The organism is Chitinophaga sp. W3I9 (genome assembly GCF_050434025.1).
Classification (GTDB): domain Bacteria; phylum Bacteroidota; class Bacteroidia; order Chitinophagales; family Chitinophagaceae; genus Chitinophaga.
On sequence record NZ_JBNPWC010000001.1, the window covers coordinates 3,515,398 to 3,535,903 of the forward strand.

17 protein-coding genes are annotated in these 20,506 nt (G+C 47.8%); 7 read left to right on the forward strand and 10 right to left on the reverse strand.

Annotation, left to right across the window (positions count from 1 at the left end; genetic code table 11):
- Positions 1-73 precede the first annotated feature (73 nt).
- Positions 74-544: a DinB family protein gene (locus QFZ51_RS14660; protein ID WP_429046746.1), complete on the forward strand. Its 471-nt coding sequence runs from the start codon at positions 74-76 to the stop codon at positions 542-544.
- On the opposite strand, the gene egtD is transcribed toward QFZ51_RS14660, so the two are convergent.
- From egtD to QFZ51_RS14685, 5 genes are all read right to left on the reverse strand, one after another.
- Positions 541-1,530 (reverse strand): L-histidine N(alpha)-methyltransferase, encoded by a 990-nt coding sequence (gene egtD / locus QFZ51_RS14665; protein WP_429046748.1) that lies wholly within the window; start codon positions 1,528-1,530, stop codon positions 541-543. The genes QFZ51_RS14660 and egtD overlap by 4 nt on opposite strands.
- Positions 1,531-1,619: 89 nt before the next feature.
- A complete protein-coding gene (gene egtB, locus QFZ51_RS14670) occupies positions 1,620-2,771 on the reverse strand; it encodes an ergothioneine biosynthesis protein EgtB (RefSeq protein ID WP_429046750.1) in 1,152 nt (383 codons plus the stop codon).
- Positions 2,772-2,783: 12 nt separating this feature from the next.
- Positions 2,784-4,352 carry an ABC transporter permease/substrate-binding protein gene (locus QFZ51_RS14675; RefSeq protein ID WP_429046751.1) on the reverse strand — a complete coding sequence of 523 codons (1,569 nt, stop codon included), beginning with the start codon at positions 4,350-4,352 and terminating at the stop codon, positions 2,784-2,786.
- Positions 4,353-4,361: 9 nt separating this feature from the next.
- The gene (locus QFZ51_RS14680; RefSeq protein ID WP_429046753.1) at positions 4,362-5,300 is read right to left on the reverse strand and encodes an ABC transporter ATP-binding protein; all 939 of its coding nucleotides are present in this window, start codon (positions 5,298-5,300) and stop codon (positions 4,362-4,364) included.
- A gap of 34 nt (positions 5,301-5,334) precedes the next feature.
- Positions 5,335-6,723, reverse strand: a complete 1,389-nt coding sequence (locus QFZ51_RS14685) for a mercuric reductase (RefSeq protein ID WP_429046755.1) — start codon at positions 6,721-6,723, stop codon at positions 5,335-5,337.
- Positions 6,724-7,028: 305 nt separating this feature from the next.
- Between QFZ51_RS14685 and dusB the strand changes: the two genes are divergently transcribed.
- On the forward strand, positions 7,029-8,066 hold the full coding sequence (dusB, locus tag QFZ51_RS14690) for a tRNA dihydrouridine synthase DusB (protein WP_429046757.1): 1,038 nt from the start codon (positions 7,029-7,031) through the stop codon (positions 8,064-8,066).
- Between the two features lie 67 nt (positions 8,067-8,133).
- Positions 8,134-8,730 carry a nuclear transport factor 2 family protein gene (locus QFZ51_RS14695; protein WP_429046759.1) on the forward strand — a complete coding sequence of 199 codons (597 nt, stop codon included), beginning with the start codon at positions 8,134-8,136 and terminating at the stop codon, positions 8,728-8,730.
- Between the two features lie 55 nt (positions 8,731-8,785).
- On the opposite strand, the gene fusA is transcribed toward QFZ51_RS14695, so the two are convergent.
- Positions 8,786-10,861: an elongation factor G gene (fusA, locus tag QFZ51_RS14700; protein ID WP_429046762.1), complete on the reverse strand. Its 2,076-nt coding sequence runs from the start codon at positions 10,859-10,861 to the stop codon at positions 8,786-8,788.
- A 576-nt stretch (positions 10,862-11,437) separates the two neighbouring features.
- Here fusA and QFZ51_RS14705 point away from each other — a divergent pair.
- Positions 11,438-12,271 (forward strand): aldo/keto reductase, encoded by an 834-nt coding sequence (locus QFZ51_RS14705; RefSeq protein WP_429046764.1) that lies wholly within the window; start codon positions 11,438-11,440, stop codon positions 12,269-12,271.
- A gap of 211 nt (positions 12,272-12,482) precedes the next feature.
- On the opposite strand, the gene QFZ51_RS14710 is transcribed toward QFZ51_RS14705, so the two are convergent.
- Positions 12,483-13,604: an aminotransferase class V-fold PLP-dependent enzyme gene (locus QFZ51_RS14710; RefSeq protein WP_429046766.1), complete on the reverse strand. Its 1,122-nt coding sequence runs from the start codon at positions 13,602-13,604 to the stop codon at positions 12,483-12,485.
- Between the two features lie 130 nt (positions 13,605-13,734).
- On the opposite strand from QFZ51_RS14710, the gene QFZ51_RS14715 reads away from it, so the two are divergent.
- Positions 13,735-15,891: a glycoside hydrolase family 3 N-terminal domain-containing protein gene (locus QFZ51_RS14715; protein ID WP_429046768.1), complete on the forward strand. Its 2,157-nt coding sequence runs from the start codon at positions 13,735-13,737 to the stop codon at positions 15,889-15,891.
- 221 nt (positions 15,892-16,112) lie between these two features.
- Here the strand turns inward: QFZ51_RS14715 and QFZ51_RS14720 are convergent, their stop codons facing one another.
- Both QFZ51_RS14720 and QFZ51_RS14725 read right to left on the reverse strand, forming a co-directional pair.
- Positions 16,113-17,345: a cation:proton antiporter gene (locus tag QFZ51_RS14720; protein WP_429046770.1), complete on the reverse strand. Its 1,233-nt coding sequence runs from the start codon at positions 17,343-17,345 to the stop codon at positions 16,113-16,115.
- A 106-nt stretch (positions 17,346-17,451) separates the two neighbouring features.
- On the reverse strand, positions 17,452-17,796 hold the full coding sequence (locus tag QFZ51_RS14725) for a TfoX/Sxy family protein (protein ID WP_429046772.1): 345 nt from the start codon (positions 17,794-17,796) through the stop codon (positions 17,452-17,454).
- A gap of 58 nt (positions 17,797-17,854) precedes the next feature.
- Here QFZ51_RS14725 and QFZ51_RS14730 point away from each other — a divergent pair, with 58 nt between their 5' ends.
- Both QFZ51_RS14730 and QFZ51_RS14735 read left to right on the forward strand, forming a co-directional pair.
- Positions 17,855-18,451 carry a Crp/Fnr family transcriptional regulator gene (locus QFZ51_RS14730; protein WP_429046774.1) on the forward strand — a complete coding sequence of 199 codons (597 nt, stop codon included), beginning with the start codon at positions 17,855-17,857 and terminating at the stop codon, positions 18,449-18,451.
- 71 nt (positions 18,452-18,522) lie between these two features.
- Entirely contained in the window at positions 18,523-19,248 is a 726-nt protein-coding gene (locus QFZ51_RS14735; protein ID WP_429046776.1) for an SDR family oxidoreductase, read from the forward strand.
- On the opposite strand, the gene QFZ51_RS14740 is transcribed toward QFZ51_RS14735, so the two are convergent.
- Positions 19,245-20,483, reverse strand: coding sequence for a multidrug effflux MFS transporter (locus QFZ51_RS14740; RefSeq protein ID WP_429046778.1), 1,239 nt, complete (start codon positions 20,481-20,483; stop codon positions 19,245-19,247). The genes QFZ51_RS14735 and QFZ51_RS14740 overlap by 4 nt on opposite strands.
- Positions 20,484-20,506 lie beyond the last annotated feature (23 nt).

Below are 20,506 nucleotides of genomic sequence, written 5' to 3' on the forward strand. Positions count from 1 at the left end.
TTATTGGAGTATTTTTTGATGAGATGTCTTTCTTTTTTGATCTTTGAACCCCGACAAATAAAATTACTATTTTATGAATACTGCTACGTTAGTTAAATCGCTGAAGGACATGTTGCTTAAACCCAATGCACACGTCACTTTCAGCGATTCGGTAAAAAAGCTGCCAGCTGATCTGAGGGGTGTGGTACCTGCCGGTATGCCTTACAGCATCTGGCAATTGTTGGAGCATATCAGGATTACGCAATATGATATCCTCGATTTCTCCAGGAACCCGGACTATAAGGAAATTGAGTGGCCAAAGGCCTATTGGCCGGAGGAAACTGCTCCGAAGGACGATGCCACATGGAAGCACAGCGTGGAGCAGGTGGATAAGGACCTGCATGCCTTTATTGATCTGCTGGAACAGAGCGATGATCTGTTTGCGCCTTTTTCACATGGCACCGGGCAGCACTTATTCCGGGAAGCCGTATTGTTGCTGGATCACACCAGTTATCACACCGGTGAGATTGTAGCTGTCAGAAGAATGCTAAATGCCTGGCATTAAATACATTTCCATAAACAATCGGTGAACCAGTGTTTGCGGTCGAAGAAGCGGGCCACCGGCCTGAAGCCTGCATAGGCTGCCAGCTGGTCTGTTTCTTCCAGGCTGTACTTCTGTGAGATCTCCATATAAATGGATTCATTTTCTGCAAAATTTACTGTCGTATCCTCCCCGATGTGTACCTGTTGGTTTTCCAGGCTGATGAGATAACTTTTGCAGGCGCCGGTAACCGGATCATAAGTGGGGAAGTGTTCAAATTTTGAGGTGTCAAAATCTGCATACAGCTCCCTGTTGATACGGTGTAAGAGGTTGAAGTTAAACGCGCGGGTGATGCCGGCGGAGTCGTTATATGCATTCAGGATTACCTGCGGATGTTTTTTGAGATCGAAGCCGGTCAGCAGCAGATCGCCGGGCTGCATATATTGCCGCAGCTGCTGGCAGAAGCTACGGGCAGCGCTCACGCTGAAGTTGCCGATGTTGGCGCCCATGAAAAGCAATACTTTCTTTTTGGCAGTCACCTTATTGGCCTGCTGCAGCATATGGAAATATTCCCCGTTTAAGCCATGCAATTGAAGGCCTGCGACCTGCGCGGGCAGGTTCTTTTCCAGTTGCGTGATCACGTTGGCGGAAATGTCGATGGGGAAATACGTATAATCGACGCCGTTATTGATCAGCTGTTGCAGCAAGTGAACGGATTTGGTAGCGTCGCCTGCACCCAGTTCCACCACATCAAAATCGCCGGCGTATAACTGTAACGCCTGTACTATTTGCGCAGACTGTTCGCGGAGAATTTCCATCTCGCATCCGGTCAGGTAATATTCATGGCACTGCATGATCTGCTGAAAGAGGGCATCTCCTGCCGCATCATAGAAATATTTCGGGTCCAGGTATTTCTGGGGTGCAGTGAGGCCCTGCACCACGTCGTGATAAAATATATCGGTGGCCGGTTTGCGCTTGCATGGCGCAAGTACATTAGGAATTACAGTCATAATTATTTTTTGATGTTCTGAACTTGGATTCACGGAAAGCAGCGAAGCTATTTTCCGGAGATCCGGATCATTTCACAACGTTGTCTCAATCATCCTGCCAATCTTATCCCGGTAAATTGCCATCTCAGTGAAGGATGGAAAAAGTTACGGTAAGTGATACGGCTATGGTTGGGCGAAGTTACTTCAGAGCCACCACGCAGTACCATCTGATTGATCATGAATTTTCCATTATATTCACCGATGGCGCCGGGCGCCTTTGCAAAGCCGGGGTAGGGGAGATAAGCGCTTTCGCACCATTCCCACCGTTGGCCCCATGCCAGTTGCGGTGCGGCCACCTCCCACTCAAACTCTGTTGGTAGCCGTTGTCCTTTCCAGGCGGCATATGCAGCCGCTTCGTAGTAGCTGATATGCGTAACAGGTGCATCCGGCATGATTGGCTGAAGCCCCTGCCAGGTATAATGCATCCATTTCCCGTCGATGTTGTACCAATACATCGGAGTGGTTACCTGGTTATTTTTTACCCAGTCCCATCCTTCCGCGTGCCAGTAGCGGAAATCCTGGTAGCCACCGGCCTGGATAAAGTCCAGGTATTCCGTGTTGGTGACCAGCGTGGTACTGATTTTATAATCCTGCAAATATACGGTATGCCTGCCCAGTTCATTATCAAAACAGAATCCGTCCCCTGCAAAGCCGATATCATATACGCCGGCACGTATATTTAACCAGGTATCGCCGGGATTGTTCACTATGGGTATATCTTTATGATGAATATCATAGGCAGGGAACAGGGGATTATGCCCGAGGATGTATTTAATATCCGTGTACAGTAATTCCTGGTGCTGCTCCTCGTGGTTCAGTCCGAGAATAAACAGCTCCTGCAGCTCCGGGGACAGTTCTTCTTTCAAAAAATCTGTCATGGCTTCATCCACATACTTCCGGTAGCGCATGATATCTTCCACTGCCGGGCGGCTCAGGTTACCCCGGTTGGTGCGGATCACCCGTGCGCCAACGGATTCATAGTAGCTGTTGAAAACATAATTATATTGAGGATCAAAAACCGTGTAACCTTTGGCGTTAGGAAGCAGGATAAATGTTTCAAAAAACCAGGTGGTGTGGCCCAGGTGCCATTTAGGCGGACTTACATCCACAATAGGTTGCACTACATAGTCTTCCGTTTTTAGCGGGGCGCAAATTTTTTCGCTTCTCCGCCGTACTGTTTCATATTGTTCTTTCAGTAACATAATTACAGGTGCTTACTGTTGATTCACATATTTTGTAAAATCAGAAATGCTGCGGATGTGCCGTTCTTTTGCTGCGGCTCTCCGCATCATTAATGCGTAGGTATTATTAAATCCGATGGGTTGCAGCCATTTGATACGATATTGTTTTTCAAATGCTGCGCTTACATAGTCGTAAACTTTCTGGCTGTCGCCGATAATGCTGTCTGTGACCTGTTGCGGCGCCTGGAGTAATACGAGCAAACCGGTGCCGGTGTATTCCGGGTACATATCTATCTGGTCGTTTACCAATGCGTCGAACACAATCTTTGTACCGCCGAGTCCTGTTTTGGTGACTGCAGCAAGACCGGTATGACCTTCGATCAGCATCTTGTACATGGCGGCGAGGATATAACCGTCGCCAAAAATTTTCGAGCCGATGCGGATAGTGCCTTTAGCGCCGTTGCCGGCTGGTTTCCAGAGTTGCCTGGCAACAAGAAAATCCTTTGCCACCTTTTCCGGATTTTGTTTAAGATAGTCCACCCGGTAGTTCAATTCCGTCATGATACTATCATTAATTGTACCAACCAGCAGGTTGAGTGCCGGTTCCAGTTCCGGGTATTGTTGCAGGGTTTCTTCCCGTACAATGGGGGCTGCATAATAGGGCGGAAAAATATGTTTATCATCTTCCAGTACAACCAGGTCAAAAGCCTTTACCCTACCGTCTGTGCTGCTTCCGCTTATAACGTCCAGCTTTTTTTCGTAGGCGGCTTTATACATGATCATGTCGCTGATGACGAGGGTACGGATATGCAGGCCGTATACGGATTTTAGCCCGAGGTTACCGTCTTTTCTGCCCATAAATTCAGGGGTGAATCCGGCCAGCATTTTACCGCTGTAGGTATCGGGCAAAAGATAGAAGGAGGAGAGAAGCAGGAAGATAAAAGGCAGTGCGTATAATGTTTTACGTGCTTTCCGGATATTGATGTGCTGGAGCAGCGACAAGAGCCAGTCGAACAACAATGCCAGTAAAGCTGCGGGTATGGCTCCCGCCAGCATCATATTGGTGTTGTTGAGTGCGATGCCGCCGAAGATAAATTCCCCGAGTCCGCCTGCGGCGATGTAGGCAGCCAGTGTAGCTACGCCTACGTTGATCACTGTTGCGGTGCGGATACCGGCCAGTATAACGGGCATGGCCAGTGGCAATTGTACTTTCATCAGCATTTGCCTGCGGCTCATTCCCATACCGGTAGCCGCTTCTGTTACATTGGGATCTACGCCGCTGATACCGGTGTAGGTATTACGGATAATGGGCAGCAGTGCATAAAGAAACAGGGCTACTATAGCGGGTTTGGGGCCAATGCCCAACAGCGGGATCATGAACCCCAGCAGGGCGATGCTTGGAATGGTTTGCATTACGCCGGCGAAGCCCAGCACAGGTGCTGCCAGTCTTTTTTTACGGGTGATGAAAATGCCGGCGGGTACGCCTATGGCTACGGCCAGCAGCACAGATATAAAGGTAAGCCCGGTGTGCGTGAGGGTTTGCTCCAGCAGTTTACCGGATTGTTGTTGTACAAATTCAAATAAGGTTTCGGTTGCTTCCATGCCGTTGCGTTAATTTTTGTAGGCAGCTATTGCCGCCATAAGTCCATTCCCGTCAATTATCTTTTGTTCCTGTTCGTATGTTACGGCTACCGGCTGTTGCGTAATGGCTTCCAGGGCGTCCCAGCAGGTGCTGGAGGCGGTTAATTGCCCGTTTGCAGCAACAGTGGAAGATGGCAACCATTGCCACAGGTCTTTTATCTGCAGGGACTTCAGCTCCAGCTGCAGTCGCTGCGGATCGAGGAAGGACCTTACAAAATCGTTGGCCGGATGGAAGATCAGTTCCGCAGGTGTGCCGAGTTGCTGGATACGTCCTTCGTTCATGAGACAGATCCGGTGGCCCAGTTCAAAGGCTTCCTCCACATCATGTGTTACCAGGATAATGGTTCTGTGGCTGATCTCATCGAGCGATTTAAATTCCTTCCGGACACTGATGCGTGTAAGCGGATCCAGTGCGCCAAAGGGTTCATCCATGAGGAGTACCGGCGGATCTGCCGCCAGTGCGCGGGCCAGGCCAACGCGTTGTTGTTGTCCGCCGCTGAGCTGCTGCGGATATACTTCCGCGTAGGTGGCGGCAGGTAAACGGAGTTTATCCATCAGCGTGGTGGTGCGATCGTGAATGCGTTTTTTATCCCACTTCAGCAGGGAGGGTACGAGGCCGATGTTGTCGCTCACGGTGTAATGCGGGAACAACCCGGTGTTCTGTAATACATAGCCGATGTTACGCCGGAGTATTTCAGGAGACAGCTCCTGTATTTCTTTCCCGTTAATAAATATCTGGCCGCTGTCGGCTTCCAGTAAGCGGTTGATCATGCGGAGGGTAGTGGTTTTGCCGCAGCCGCTGGTGCCCAGCAGTACCAGTGTTTCCCCTTCCTTTACTTCAAAGGAAATATCATCGACTGCTTTTTTCCCAGGACCAAAATATTTGGAAACATTCGACAGTTTGATCATTCGGTATATATCAGATTGTGGAAAAAATTGCTCATTATGGAGCAGGTTTCTCCAGGGTCATAAAGAGATTGTTTAATGATTCTGCATAGAGCGGATGGGCAAACACCATTTCACGTATCTGCGTGGCAGTGACACCGCCAAGCATGGCCATCTGCAGGATGGACATGATTTCGCCGCCTTCGGTGCCTATTACAGCGGCTCCCAGGATTTTACCGGTGTGTTCATGTACCAGTGCTTTCATAAAACCTCTTGTTTGCCCTGTTTCTATGGCCCTGGCAACTTTGTCCATACTCAGGCATGCTGTTTTAAACGGGATACCTTCTTTCCGCGCTTCATTTTCAGTGATGCCAATACGTCCCAATTGCGGATCGGTGAACATACAGTAAGGTATCTGCCGGTCTTTTATACTGATGTTTGCATTTTCAAAAATGTTCTTATAAATAATGAGATGATCGTTGTAGGAGATATGTGTAAATGCAGGGCCTCCCTTTACATCGCCGAGGGCATAGATGCCCGGTTGGGAAGTTTCCAGGCGGTCGTTTACCTGTATAAACCCTTTTTCATCTGTAAGTACATTTGTTTGTTGGAGCTGCAGTGCCGCGGTTTGTGGCGTGCGCCCGGTTGCAATCAGTATATGCGTGCCCGTTATAGTATCTTTATCATTACCGGTGGTAATGTCTATGCTGATCCTTTTCCCATTGAGGGATACGTGCGTTACCTGTGTGCCGGTATGGATCTGCATGTTTTCCGATTCCAGCATTTTTTTTATTACCGCCGCCACGTCGGCGTCTTCTTTTGATACCAGTTGAGAAGCGGATTCTATTATAGTAACGTGACTGCCTAAACGCTGATAGAGTTGTCCCATTTCCAGGGCGATGTAGCTGCCGCCGAGAATGATCAGTTCTTTCGGAACCGTTACTTCATCGAGCAGGGTGGTGGAGGTAAGATAGGGTACGTCAGCCAGGCCCGGTATAGGGGGAATAAACGGCTTGGTGCCGGTATTGATGAAAATGTGATCGGCAGTTAGTATATCTTCTTCTCCTTTGTGGCCGGTCACCGTAATTGTTTTATGCCCGGTGAAGGCGGCTGTTCCCATGAAGATGTTTACATTATCTGATTGTAATCCTTTGGCTGTTCCTCCGCGGAATTCCGTTACGATATTGTTTTTCCGCGCTACAATAAACGGCAGATCCACCATGAATCCGTGGCTGTGAATGCCCCAGTCTTTACTATGAAAAACGGTATGTGCTACTTTTGCGCAGGCGATCATTGCTTTGGTAGGTGTGCAGCCATCGTTGATGCAGGTGCCACCGAGATAGCGTTGTTCAATGAGCGCGGTTTTCCAGCCTTTTTCTTCCATTTTTTTTGCCAGCGGATTTCCCCCCTGACCTGATCCGATTACTATGGCGTCAAATTTTTGCATACGGAAAGATTTAGGATGCGGGGCCAAAGATTATACCAACGAAAAGTAAGTAAATTTAGCGAATTAAAGCGGATGTTGTCTTTCTCGCTGATTAGGCTGATTATACTGATTACCTGGATTTTATTTGGGGATTTTAAAGGATTTCGGGAGATAGAAGCGGAATATATCGCTTATATCTCCCGAAATCCTTTAAAATCCAAAGTGATCAAATCAAAGTAATCAGTATAATCAGCGTAATCAGCGAGAAAGACAAAATCCGCGTAATTATTCTTTATCTTTGCGGCTTCTGCAAAAAGATATAGATTTTGGTAAAGATTGATAACATAACGCTTCCTGATTTTCCTTTGCTGCTGGCTCCTATGGAGGATGTGAGTGATCCTCCTTTCCGGGCGGTGTGCAAGGATGCGGGCGCTGACCTGATGTACACGGAATTTATTTCCAGTGAAGGGTTGATCCGTGATGCTATGAAGTGCAGGAAGAAGCTCGATATTTTTGAATATGAACGCCCGGTGGGGATACAGATCTTTGGCGGGGATGAGGATAGCCTGGCGATGGCTGCCAGGATCGTGGATGTTACCAACCCGGATCTGCTGGATATCAATTTTGGGTGTCCGGTGAAGAAGGTAGCCGGAAGAGGCGCCGGCGCCGGTGTACTAAAGGACCTGGACCTGATGGTACGGCTCACTGAAGCCTGCGTAAAGGCCACTAAGCTGCCGGTTACGGTGAAAACCCGGCTGGGATGGGACGACGACTCAAAGAATATTGAAGAGGTAGCAGAGCGGCTGCAGGACGTGGGCATCAAAGCCCTGGCTATCCACGGCCGTACCCGTTGCCAGATGTATAAGGGCGAAGCCGACTGGACCCTCATCGGTAAAGTAAAAAATAACCCCCGTATACATATTCCTATTTTTGGTAATGGAGATATTAATAGCCCGCAGAAAGCGCTGGAATATAAAAACCGTTACGGTGTAGATGGTATTATGATCGGCCGTGCAGTAATTGGCTATCCGTGGTTGTTCCGGGAGATCAAACATTATGTGAATACCGGCGAGATTATGGCTGGCCCCACCCTGGAAGAACGTATTGCCGTAAGTAAGAAACACCTCCGCCTGTCGGTGGAATGGAAAGGCCCTGTGCAGGGAATCAACGAAATGCGCGGCTGCTACGCCAATTACCTGAAAGGGTTACCTGATATCAAACAGTTCCGCACCAGGCTGGTGACCATGAAAACCGTGGAAGAAGTGGAAGCCGTATTAGATGAGATTGAAGCCCATTATAAAGGCATTGAACTGGCCAACACGCCGATTGAATTAATTGATTATCACCAGAAGTGTCCGTTATAGACAGGAAATTTTATGATATAATAAAACTAATTATGCGTTTGTTTTGTTATATCATAAAATTTCTCAGATGTCCAGATTTTTCCCGTTTGCCACTGCGCTTGTTCTTAGCACCATAGGCCTCTTTTCCTGCCACACATCTCCCGAAGAAAAAATTACCGCCGACAGCACCGCTGCCGTTACTCCGGACGTTGACCATATCCGCGACCTGGGATACCGGGAACAACAACAGATTGAAAAAGTGATTTATGGCTTCTGTGAGCATTTCGACAACGGTCACCTGGATAAATGTGTGGAGTTTATGGACGATAACATCCGCGGGGAAATTGATGGGGTAAAGCTAAAAGGAAAACAAAACTGGACCGCTAAGATGGATTCCCTGGTGCTGAGTATCCGGAACACGCATTACCAGTCGAGGCACCTTATCTCTAATATGCAGTTTTACCCCGGCACAAATGATACGGTGCGGGTAACGATGTATGCCAGTAACCTCTGGACAGACCTTACCACCGGGCAGATCCAGCTGATGTCGGTCGGTTATTATAAGGGCAAGGTGGTGAAGAAAGACGGCAAATGGTTTATCGCTGTGTTGAACTCCCTGCCAGATAGCCGGCTGGTAAAGAAATTTTACCAGGATGTTCACAGCGATCGTGAGGTGTTGCAATAGGAAATGGTTTTCTCGCATAAAAAAATGGTGAAGGATTGTCCTTCACCATTTTCATTTATTTCACCAGCAGATGGCTGGTAATATTACCAGGAACGGTCTGGTAGCTGTCGAATGTCAGCGATGCCGCGGCCCTTCCCGAAGAGAGTGTACGCAGTACCGTTATATAACCGAATAATTCGGACAGCGGTACCATGGCGGTGATGGTTTGCACGGCTCCATTCATCTCCATTTGTTTGATCACACCGCGGCGTCTGTTCAGATCGCCGGTGAGGGTGCCGGTAAATTCTTCCGGCATGGTTACTTCTACTTTCATCCAGGGTTCCAATAAGCGGGGAACTGCTTTGGCAGCTACGTTTTTGAAACCGGTGATGGCTGCATGTTCAAAATCCAGGGCGTGGGAGTCGTTGCTATGGATGGACCCATCGAGCAATCTCACGCGCATGGACTTCACCGGGTAGCCCGCCAGGGCGCCGTTGTTCATGGCGGACTCGAACCCTTTACTGATCGCAGGAATGAATTCTTTTGGAATAGCACCGCCTTTGATTTCGTTGATAAATTCCAGTCCGGTTGCCTGTTCATCGCCGGGTGATAGTTCAAACTGGATGTCCGCAAAGTTGCCGGAGCCACCATTTTGTTTCTTATACACTTCACGATGGGTAACGGCCTGCGTAAATATTTCCTTATACGCAATCTGCGGTTGTCCTTTGTTGATGTCGAGATGATATTGCGTTGCCAGCTTTTCCAGCACTACTTCGAGGTGCAGTTCGCCCATGCCTTTCAAAATCGTTTGGCCGGTAGCGTTATCCACTGTTACGGTGAGCGTAGGATCTTCCTCCAGCAACCTGTTTAAGGCATCGCCGAGTTTGTCGTTGTCCTTGGCAGATTTCGCCTCAATCGCATAGCCGATCATGGGTTCCGGGAAGCTGATCTTTTCCAGCAATACCGGGTGATCCGGATGCGAAAGGGAGTCGCCTGTTTTTACATCTTTCAGTCCTACTACCGCACCGATATCGCCGGCGCCTATTTCTTCCACTGTTTCATATTTATCGGACATGATACGCATGAGACGGCTGATCCTGACCTTGCGGCTGGTGCGGCTGTTCCAGAGTGTATCGCCACTGTGTAATACGCCTGCATATACCCGCACTAACGTTAACTTCCCTACGTAATCGTCTGTTATGATCTTAAACGCAAGGGCAGCGAGCGGCGCGTTTTCACTAACCGGGATCATCACCGTTGCTTCCGTTTCCGGATCGGCGGCTTTTACATCGCCGATGTCTGACGGAGCAGGGAGGTAGGTAGCCACTGCATCGAGCAGGGGTTGAATACCTTTGTTTTTATAAGCGGCACCGGCCAATACGGGTACCGCCTCCAGGCGGATGGTAGCGCCGCGCAGTGCGGCGTAAATATCTTCCGGAAGGATACTGTTGGGAGCAGTGGTATATTTATTCAGTAAAGATTCATCCAGCAGGGATAATTCTTCCAGTAAATAATTACGTGCTTCCAGCGCTTCGTTCAGCAGGGCCGACGGGATATCCAGCGTTTCATATGTTTTACCGTCTGCGGTGTTCCATACGAGCGCTTTCATGGTGATAAGGTCTATTACCCCGGAGAAGTCATCTTCCGCACCAATGGGCAGCTGTACGGGCAGTGCATTGGCGTTTAGCCGTTGGCGTATGTCGCTTACTACGCGCCGGAAATCGGCGCCCTGCCTGTCCATTTTATTGATGAACGCAATACGGGGAATATTATAATGATTCGCCTGATGCCATACTGTTTCCGACTGTGGCTGCACACCGGAGCGGGCGCAGAACACGGCTACGGCGCCATCCAATACCCGTAAGGACCGTTCCACTTCAGCGGTGAAGTCGACGTGGCCGGGCGTATCAATAATATTGATCTGCCAGGTATGATCCTGGTGTTGCCAATAGGTGGTGATCGCTGCAGAGGAAATGGTAATACCTCTCTTTTCTTCCTGCGGATCACTATCCATCACAGTGTTGCCTTCGTCTACGTTGCCAAGTTTATGTGTGAAGCCGGTGAAGTAAAGCATGCGTTCAGTGAGCGTTGTTTTACCTGCATCGACATGTGCCATGATACCTATATTTCTAAAATCCGCTAAGCGTTTCATATATTCTTATTTAAAAAGGAATTAAAAAAGGCCGTTCATCTGGTAATGAGCGGCCTTTGCTTTATGCAACAGGAAGTCTGCATTACCGGACTAGCCGCGTCAATGACATTGATGCTTTAATAATAAATTTCCTGTTGGTGTTCATATTGATTTATTGTTTACTAAAGAAACTGTTGAAGACATTGGGGAAGCAAATAAAAAGGCCTCTTCGGATGAAGAGGCCCTTGAAAAAGATTTCAGGAGTTATATATTAACCTCTCATATCCGGGATGGATTTGCCTCCCCGTCTTGAATTAAGACAATGCGGGTACTTGCAATTACCGCTCTGATAACGGTAGTTGCGTAACTGCATGCCTGATATGTGAGATAGTTGTTCATATACTTTTAAAATTGCACCGCAAAGATAGGTGGTTTTTATTGAAAAAACTAATCTGAGGAAAGAGCGCCGGCAGGTCCTTTTTCTCTTATTTGTACAAAAATATCTCTCATATATACTGGTGGTACGATGTTGTTTCGTCGTAATTTTGCTTCTCCGGCCTTCCGGTGTTTTAACCAGTAAAATAAAATCTTCATTATATGAATATTACAGACATTAACGGTACGGTACAATTATCGAATGGCGTACAAATGCCTTATTTCGGATTGGGTGTTTTTAAAACAAAGGAAGGACAGGAAGTGATCGATTCAGTGACTTATGCACTGGATGCCGGCTACCGGCATATAGATACTGCTGCTATTTATGGTAATGAAGAAGGAGTGGGTATTGCCATTGAAAAAAATGCCACCGATAGAAAGGATATCTTCCTGACCACAAAAGTATGGAATGCGGATCAGGGCTACGACAGTACCCTGAAAGCATTTGATACCTCCCTTGGAAAACTGAAAACAGACTATCTTGATCTGTACCTGATACACTGGCCGGTGAAAGGTAAGTATAAGGAAACCTGGCGTGCACTGGAAAAGCTATATGCAGATGGCCGCGTAAAAGCCATTGGCGTCAGTAATTTCCTGCAACACCAACTGGAAGATCTCTTCCAAAGCGCAAAGGTAATACCTATGGTGGATCAGCTGGAATTTCATCCTTACCTGGTACAGCCGTCCCTGCTGGATTTCTGTCAGAAAAACAACGTGCAGTTTGAAGCCTGGAGCCCATTGATGCAGGGTAAAGCATTTGACGTGCCATTGCTGAAAGAACTCGCGGAGAAATATAAAGTGTCGGTAGCACAATTGGTATTAAGATGGGACCTGCAAAAGGATGTGGTAACCATTCCTAAAAGCATCCGCCAGGACAGGGTGATTTCCAACGCGCAGCTGTTCAATTTCGAGATCAGTAAAGAAGATGCGCTGAAGATTGATGCACTGGACCGTGGCGAAAGGGTAGGACCAGACCCGGATAATTTCAATTTCTAACGCGGAAATTGTCTTGGCTCAGGATTACGCTGATTATACTGATTACCTGGATTTTTACTTTTGGATTTTATAAAGGATTAACGGAGATAGAAGCGGATATATTCGCTGTTATCTCCCTTAGTTATATCTTAAAAAAATCAAAAAAATCCAAAAGTAAAAATCCAGGTAATCAGTATAATCAGCGTAATCCTGAGCCAAGACAAAATTCGCTCTAAGCCCCGGCCAGCGCGGCAAATAATTTGTCGATATCGGCTTTGTTGTTGTAGAAGTTAAGGGCTACCGTCAGGATGTTATTTTTATATCGCGCCTGGATATTATTCTTTTCAACTTTTTCATTTTGCGCCGGCGTAATTTCCAGCAGTTGTATGGCAGAAAGGTGTTCCGGCGGATAGTCAGACAGCAGCCGGATACCGTGTGCCGAAGCCTGTTGCGCCAGGTAGGCAATTAACTCTCCGACATACGCCTCTATATCGCGAATGCCTATACGATGAAGGTATTTTAGCGCTTCTCCCAATAGTAATATATTTACAAACGGCGGCGTGCCGGGTTCAAATGCGGTGGCGGTTTTTTTAGGAGTGAAGTTCGTGTAGTCCTTTACCGACTGGAAATCTGCTATTTCATACTCTACATTATACCAGCTCATCACCTGTGGAGGGTATTGATCCAGTATTTTCCGTGATACATACATAGCGCCGGTACCATAGCCGGCAGTTACCCATTTGTAGGCGTGGAAGATGAGGATATCGATATTACATTCCTGTACATCAATATCGTTTACGCCGAATGATTGCGTGGCGTCCACGATGTGGATCAGCTGATGCTGTTTGCATAATTCGCCGATGGCTTTCAGGTGTTGACGGAAGCCGGTTCTGAACATCACGTGGCTGGTGATGAGGATACGGGTGTCCGGTGTGATTTTAGCCGCAATATCTGCTATGGAGATCTGGTTACGATCATCACTGTCTACTAAATGAACGGTATGACCGTTATGCATCCAGCCCACAAAGCTGCTGGGAAATTCATCCCGCATGGTGATGATTTCATAGTGTTTGGGAAACATCCCGTACAGGAGGATCATGGCCTGTGAGGTGCTGGTGATGAAAGCAATTTCACTGGCCTTTGCGCGGATCATTTCACCGATGAGGCCTTTGGCTTCGTCGGCCTGTTGATCCCAGCCGGGCATTACCCCGCGGCCTTTTTCACTGAGTTCCGTGAAAAGCGCCGTTGCCTTTTGTACAAAGGGGATACTTACCGGGCCGCCGCCGTTGGTAAAAAAATAAGTACAGTTATCGCATACCGGGTAATCGGCCCTGATATTCTCCCATTTAGTCATACTATTTTATTAATTTCTTCACGATAATAAACAAAATAAACCATTGGTGGCGTGGCGGCATGCGATTATGTTTTTTATATGATAACTTGCGCAGAGGTGGATCATCTTATAGAAAAAAATCAGGTTTAGCATGTGGAGAAAACAGTTTTTCATTTTTGGTTCTTTCATACTTTTATTTACATCAAACGCAGTTGCACAGCAGCCGGCATTGTTCAAACGGGCGGATGCGCCGTTGAATGACCGGGTGAACGACCTGCTGCATACCCTTACCTTGCCTGAAAAGATATCGTTGCTGGGATATAACAGCCCGGCGATAGACCGGTTGCAAATCCCCGCGTATAACTGGTGGAATGAGGCGTTGCACGGTATTGCCAGGGGAGGAGAAGCCACCGTATTTCCGCAGGCGATAGGGTTGTCGGCTACCTTTAATGCGCCACTGGCAAAGGAAGTAGCCAGTACCATTTCTACAGAAGCCCGTGCTAAGTATAACCTGGCCGTGCAGCAACACCGGCATGTGCAATATATGGGGCTTAATTTCTGGACGCCTAACATCAATATCTTCCGTGATCCCCGCTGGGGCCGCGGTCAGGAAACATATGGAGAAGATCCTTATCTCACTGCTACCATGGCGGGCGCCTTTGTGCAGGGATTACAGGGAGATGTGCCCGGCATGCTGAAAACGGCGGCCTGTGCCAAACATTTCGCCGTTCATAGCGGACCGGAAGCTGACCGGCATAGCTTTAATGCCATCATCGACGAAAAAGACCTGCGGGAAACCTATCTCTATGCGTTTAAAAAACTGGTGGACGGCAAAGTAGAATCGATCATGTGCGCTTATAACCGCGTAAACAGCGAGCCTTGCTGCACCGGTAATACGCTGTTGCAGGATATCCTGCGGCATGAATGGAAATTTGGCGGACAGGTTGTTACCGATTGCTGGGCACTGGACGATATCTGGCTGCGTCATAAAGCCATTCCCACCCGTGAGGAAGTGGCGGCAGCCGCCGTGAAAGCAGGCGTAAATCTCGATTGCGCCAATATTTTACAGGACGATGTGATGAAAGCCATTGATAAGGGCTGGTTAACCAGCGCGAATGTAGACAGTGCCCTGAGTGCCACACTGCGTACGCGCATAAAGCTGGGATTACTGGATGCGCCCGCGGAAAGTCCTTATAACGGATATGGCGCAGATAGTGTAAATAACGGCTATCACGCCCAACTGGCCCGTGAAGCGGCCAGGGAAAGCATGATATTGCTTAAAAATGATGGTGTATTACCCTTAAGTCCGGATAAATATGCTTCCATGCTGGTGACCGGCTCCAATTCTGCATCATTGGAAGCACTGATGGGCAACTATCACGGTGTATCGGGTAACATGGTCACTTTTGCCGCTGGCCTGGCCAGGGCTGCAGGTCCGGGTATGGCCATGCAATACGACCAGGGATGCGACTTTACAGATACCCTGCATTTTGGTGGTATCTGGGCTTCGCAGAACTGCGATGTAACGGTAGCGGTGATCGGCTTAACGCCTCTGCTGGAAGGAGAAGAAGGTGACGCTTTCCTGTCCTCGTCCGGCGGCGATAAAAATACGCTGAGCCTGCCCCGCTCCCAGATTCTGTTCATGAAAAAATTAAGGGAAGCGCATAAGAAGCCCATCATTGCGGTAATTACTGCCGGCAGTGCGGTAGACGTATCTGCCATTGCTCCCTATGCAGATGCAGTGATCCTGGCGTGGTACCCGGGAGAACAGGGTGGTAATGCCCTCGCAGATATCATCTTTGGAAAATATTCGCCCGCAGGGCGGTTGCCTGTTACATTTTATCAATCCCTGCAGGACTTGCCCGACTATAAGGACTACAGCATGAAGAACCGTACTTACCGTTATTTTAAAGGTAAATCAGCATATCCTTTTGGCTACGGCCTCAGCTATACGAAATTTGATTATACCTGGCGTGCAACGCCTGCAAAAGAATACCGCAGCAAAGATACCATCCGTGTATCCGTAGCCGTTAAAAATACCGGCGCCTTTGATGGCGACGAAGTAGTGCAGGCCTACATCACCTATCCGGATATGGAACGCATGCCGGTAAAGGAATTGAAAGCATTTAAACGTGTTCGTGTAAACAAAGGCGGAGAAGAAATCGTGGAACTGGCACTGCCAGCAGCAGAGTTGCAGAAATGGGATTTGCAGCAACACGCGTGGAAGCTATACAAAGGCACGTATACGATCAATATAGGAAAGAGTTCAGACAACTTCGTGTTGTCGCAGCAGTTCCGCGTGAGATAACGCGGATTTTGTCTTTCTCGCTGATTACGCTGATTTTACTGATTACCCGGATTTTTACTTTTGATTTTATAAAGGATTAAGGGAGATAGCAGCGGATATATTCGCTTTTATCTCCCTTAATTATTACTTTAAGAAAATCTAAAAATCTGAAAAAAATCCAAAAGTAAAAATCCGGGTAATCAGTAAAATCAGCGTAATCAGCGGGAAAGACAACATCCGCTCTACGCCATTCGGTCGACTACTTTCTTTAGCGTGAGTCCCTGCACTATGATAGAGAAAAGTACCACAAAGTAGCTGGCAGAGAGGATAATTTCCTTATAGGGAGATTCCGGCAACGATAGCGCCAGTGCAACGGAGATGCCCCCACGCAGTCCGGCCCAAACCAATATGGTAATGCTTTTATAATTTGTTTTCAGGGAGCGCTTTAATACAATGGCGGGGATGGTAATACTCAGCGCCCGCGCAATCAGTACAAATACGGTGGCCATTAAACCGGTGAACCAATAGTTTTGCAGGAAGGGCATGATCACAATCTGCAACCCGATCATCACAAAGAGGATGGTGTTCAGCAGTTCATCGATGAGACTCCATATGTTGTGAAAATAGTGTTGTATTTCTTCTGCATTTTTTGTTCCCAGGGAAGTATTACCCAATATCAATCCGGCGGAAACGGCCGCCAGTGGAATAGATACGTGCAGTATAGCGCCTACCACAGAAATTACCATTACCATGGATAAGGATACCATTACAATGATATTGAAGTCGTCTACACGCTTCATGGTCCTGTAAGCCACAATAGCGGAAACAACACCCAGCAGGATGCCGCCGAATACTTCCTGCGAAAACAGGGCGGCAGCATGTGATAGAGAAACATGACTATCTGTTTGCCCGGCTACTTCTTTCAGGATCACAAATAACAGGATGCCAGTACCATCATTCAGTAAAGACTCGCCCCCAATAATGGTTTCAAGGGCGGGCGGGACTTTTGATTTTTTTAAGATCGATAATACGGCTACCGGATCGGTAGGTGAAATGAGTGCGCCAAACAACAGGCAGTATACCAGCGGGATGTCGATGTGCAGCAGTTCAGTGGCCCAGTACAACAGGAATCCGAATATAAAAGTGGAGCCGATAACCCCTACGGTACTCAATACCAGCACGGGATACCGCTGTGCTTTTAGTTTATTGAAATCGAAATGCAATGCGCTGGCGAAAAGCAGGAAGCCTAACATTACGTCCAGCAGCGTACCGGTGAAATCAATACCGTTGGTGACATCTTTAATAAAAGTGAATGCGCCGGGGAAAATTTTACCCGTCAGGGAAATCAGTAAAGATAATAACAGCGAAACCACGATCACACCTATGGTTCCGGGAAGTTTAATGAATCGGTTGTTGATGTAGGAAATTAATGCACTAATGGTAACTAAAGCCGTTATCAGCGTAAATGTGTTCATAAGTAATCGAATAATGCCGGTTAAAAAATCAGGTTCCTATTGTTGCTACAGTAGTTTTAAAGGTAGAAAAAAATGTAGCAAATCAAAGTCCCACGGCATTATAGGATTATTTTTTCCTGGAAGACTTAGCATTTACGTTAAATTCTAATGCCATTTTAATCCAGTATTGTAATTGTTTTTTTGTGTGCAGCTCACCTTCATCTACAAAAATAAATCCTTTCATTTCTTTGCCCCCATGAATCATTGCTTCGGCGCCGGAAGAGGATTCGACTGCCTCGTCTGATTTAGCAGGATCAATTCTTACCATCATTTTATCGGGCCGTACGCCTACGCACATTTTATCGTTTACCATGAAACACAGGCCACCAAACATTTTCTTTTCCGTGATGTTATCGGTGGAAGCATAAAGAATTTCGCGTACGCGATCAGCGAGTTTTTCATTGAATGCCATTGAGCTATTTTTTGGGAGATATAAAGGTACGACTTCCTTTAATTACCATAATATTGTAATGAAATTTATAACTATGGCAGGATTGGATACTTTTTACCGCTTCCTGAAGCAGCTGCATCCGGTGTCTGATGACGACTGGCAGCTGTTATCCGAAGGGTTATTTGTGCAACAGGTGAAGGAAGGAGCGGTGTTATTGCCGGAGGGCAAAGTGCCACGGGAGCTGTTCTTCATTTGTGAAGGTATATTGCGCCTGGTAAAGTATACGGATGACGGAGAGGATATTACCATATTTTTTCTGAAAGAAAATAAGTGTGCCACCATACTGGGCAGTTACCTCGAAGAAACGCCCTCGCCTTACGTACTGGAGGCGGTATGTGATGCGGCTGTAATTGTATTGCATAAGGAATACCTCATGAGGCTATACGAAAAAATCCCTTACCTCAGATCCCTGATAGATCAGATTACCCGGCAAGGCTTGCTGGAAAAGGTGCTGGCCCGGAACGAATACCTGGGACTGGATGCCTCGGAGCGTTACCGGTATTTCCTGCAAAAGGAACCGGATATTGTTTCCCGTGTACCATTGAGTACTATTGCGTCTTTCCTGGGTATTACGCAGCAGTCGCTCAGCCGGATCAGGAAAAATGGCCGCCTTTAATGCTTTTTACCATTTGTTAAATGACGCCTGCTGCCGGCTGCCGAATTTTGTGTTCATAAAAAATTATAATTATGAATACGGATCTGACAGGAAAAAAAGTATTGGTATTGGGCGGTTCGGCCGGCATTGGTTTGGCAACGGCACAGGCGGCAGCGGTGGCGGGTGCAACGGTGATCATTGTTTCCAGTAATCTTGAAAGAGTAAATAAAGCATTGGCGACGTTACCCGGAACTGCGCAGGGCTTTGCGCTGGATCTGGGGAGTGAAGCAGCGGTGCGTGACTTCTTTCGCACATCAGGCGCCTTTGATCATCTGGTATTTACAGCAGGTGGCGCCTTCCCGTTCGGGCAGGTGGAAAGCCTTACAGCCGCGGAATTGCAGGAAGCATTTCAATTACGTTTTTTCGGTGCATTCAATGCCGTAAAGTATGGCAGTAAAAATATATTGCCAGGGGGATCAGTGGTGTTGACTACCGGCATCGCCAATTTAAGGCCACAGCAGGGATGGGCCGCCGGTGCCTGCATTTGTGGCGCTATGGAGGGCTTCACCCGCATGCTGGCCATCGAACTGGCGCCTATACGTGTAAACGCGGTGTCGCCTGGTATTGTGAAAACAGCACTCTGGGCAGGAATGCCGGAGGCCGATCGCGAAGCCATGTATCAACAGGCTGCCGGCATGCTTCCGGCAGGCCGCGTGGGGCAGCCGGAAGATATTGCGCAAACTTATTTATACCTGATGCAGAATGGATTCAGCACGGGGCAGATAGTAGTGGCAGATGGCGGCGCCGTACTGGTTTAATGCGCAATGGTAGCGGCGCCAGGCGCCGCTGCCACAGCCGTTTTGATATTCCGGCGGCATACCAGTAATATAAACAGTGCCAGCAGGGAAGTGCCGCACATGGTGATCGCCATCGGCGTAGCCGTGTGCGTGTTATACAGGCTTACCACCGTGGAGGCAAGCGCACCTATTCCCATTTGTGTGGCGCCCATCAGGGAAGATGCGCTGCCCGCATTTTTACTGAACGGGGCGAGCGATAATGCTGTCGTGTTGGGATTGATAAAGCCCAGGCAGCAAAGGTAGATGAACAACAATACGATGATACCGGGTAATGATAAAAAATTATTCCAGGCGCAGACAATGAAAACAAGCCCGGTGATGGTTTGACAAAGCAGCGCCACCGGTACTATCTGCTGACTGCTGAACCGTTTCAACAACAGGCTGTTCACCTGGCTGGAACCGATCAGTCCTACCGAAAGGCCTGCAAAGATCCAACCATACGCTTTGTCACTGAGCTTATAAATATCCATAAACACCTGGGGGGAAGCTGATACATAAGCGAACAGTCCTGAGAAAGAAACTGCGCCTGCAAAAGTGTAGGTATAAAACTGTGGTTCACTCACCACCGACAGGAAGTTGCTGATAATGGGACCAGGCTTCAGTGACATCGACGTGTCCGGCTTATAACTTTCCGGCAGCCAGAGGATGGTGGCTATCAGGATCAGTGCGCCCATAACGCCCAGTACCAGGAATACTGCGTGCCAGCTAAAGGCGCTGGTTACATAACTGCCCACGGTAGGGGCAATCATGGGGGACGTTCCCACTACGAGCATCAGCAGTGCAAATACTTTGGCATTGTCTTTCACGGGGAAGAGGTCACGCACCATCGCAACAGAAGCTACTGCCGCGGCGCAGCTGCCTATAGCCTGGATAAAGCGGAGGATAATAAGCCCGTTCAGGGAAGACACATACATACAGCTGATAGAAGAAATCACATACAGCACGAGTCCTATGAATAGCGGCTTCTTCCTGCCAAACCGGTCGAGCAACGGACCATATAGTAATTGTCCTGCTGAAATCCCAATAAAAAAGCTCGAAAGCGATAAGGCCACCCTGGTAGGATCTACTCCCAGATCCTTTCCTATAGCCGGAAAGCCGGGAAGATACATGTCGATCGAGAAAGGGCCTAGTGCTGTGAGCGTACCGAGAATCAGGATAAGAAAGAAATATTTCGATTTTGAAAGTTCGTTGGTCAAAATAATATGGCTTTAAAAAATTT

Bases quoted from the DNA above. Each gene is read 5' to 3' on its own strand.
- QFZ51_RS14660 (WP_429046746.1), top strand. From the start codon at position 74: ATGAATACTGCTACGTTAGTTAAATCGCTGAAGGACATGTTGCTTAAA.
- egtD (WP_429046748.1), bottom strand. From the start codon at position 1,530: ATGACTGTAATTCCTAATGTACTTGCGCCATGCAAGCGCAAACCGGCC.
- egtB (WP_429046750.1), bottom strand. From the start codon at position 2,771: ATGTTACTGAAAGAACAATATGAAACAGTACGGCGGAGAAGCGAAAAA.
- QFZ51_RS14675 (WP_429046751.1), bottom strand. From the start codon at position 4,352: ATGGAAGCAACCGAAACCTTATTTGAATTTGTACAACAACAATCCGGT.
- QFZ51_RS14680 (WP_429046753.1), bottom strand. From the start codon at position 5,300: ATGATCAAACTGTCGAATGTTTCCAAATATTTTGGTCCTGGGAAAAAA.
- QFZ51_RS14685 (WP_429046755.1), bottom strand. From the start codon at position 6,723: ATGCAAAAATTTGACGCCATAGTAATCGGATCAGGTCAGGGGGGAAAT.
- QFZ51_RS14695 (WP_429046759.1), top strand. From the start codon at position 8,134: ATGTCCAGATTTTTCCCGTTTGCCACTGCGCTTGTTCTTAGCACCATA.
- fusA (WP_429046762.1), bottom strand. From the start codon at position 10,861: ATGAAACGCTTAGCGGATTTTAGAAATATAGGTATCATGGCACATGTC.
- QFZ51_RS14705 (WP_429046764.1), top strand. From the start codon at position 11,438: ATGAATATTACAGACATTAACGGTACGGTACAATTATCGAATGGCGTA.
- QFZ51_RS14710 (WP_429046766.1), bottom strand. From the start codon at position 13,604: ATGACTAAATGGGAGAATATCAGGGCCGATTACCCGGTATGCGATAAC.
- QFZ51_RS14715 (WP_429046768.1), top strand. From the start codon at position 13,735: ATGTGGAGAAAACAGTTTTTCATTTTTGGTTCTTTCATACTTTTATTT.
- QFZ51_RS14720 (WP_429046770.1), bottom strand. From the start codon at position 17,345: ATGAACACATTTACGCTGATAACGGCTTTAGTTACCATTAGTGCATTA.
- QFZ51_RS14725 (WP_429046772.1), bottom strand. From the start codon at position 17,796: ATGGCATTCAATGAAAAACTCGCTGATCGCGTACGCGAAATTCTTTAT.
- QFZ51_RS14730 (WP_429046774.1), top strand. From the start codon at position 17,855: ATGAAATTTATAACTATGGCAGGATTGGATACTTTTTACCGCTTCCTG.
- QFZ51_RS14735 (WP_429046776.1), top strand. From the start codon at position 18,523: ATGAATACGGATCTGACAGGAAAAAAAGTATTGGTATTGGGCGGTTCG.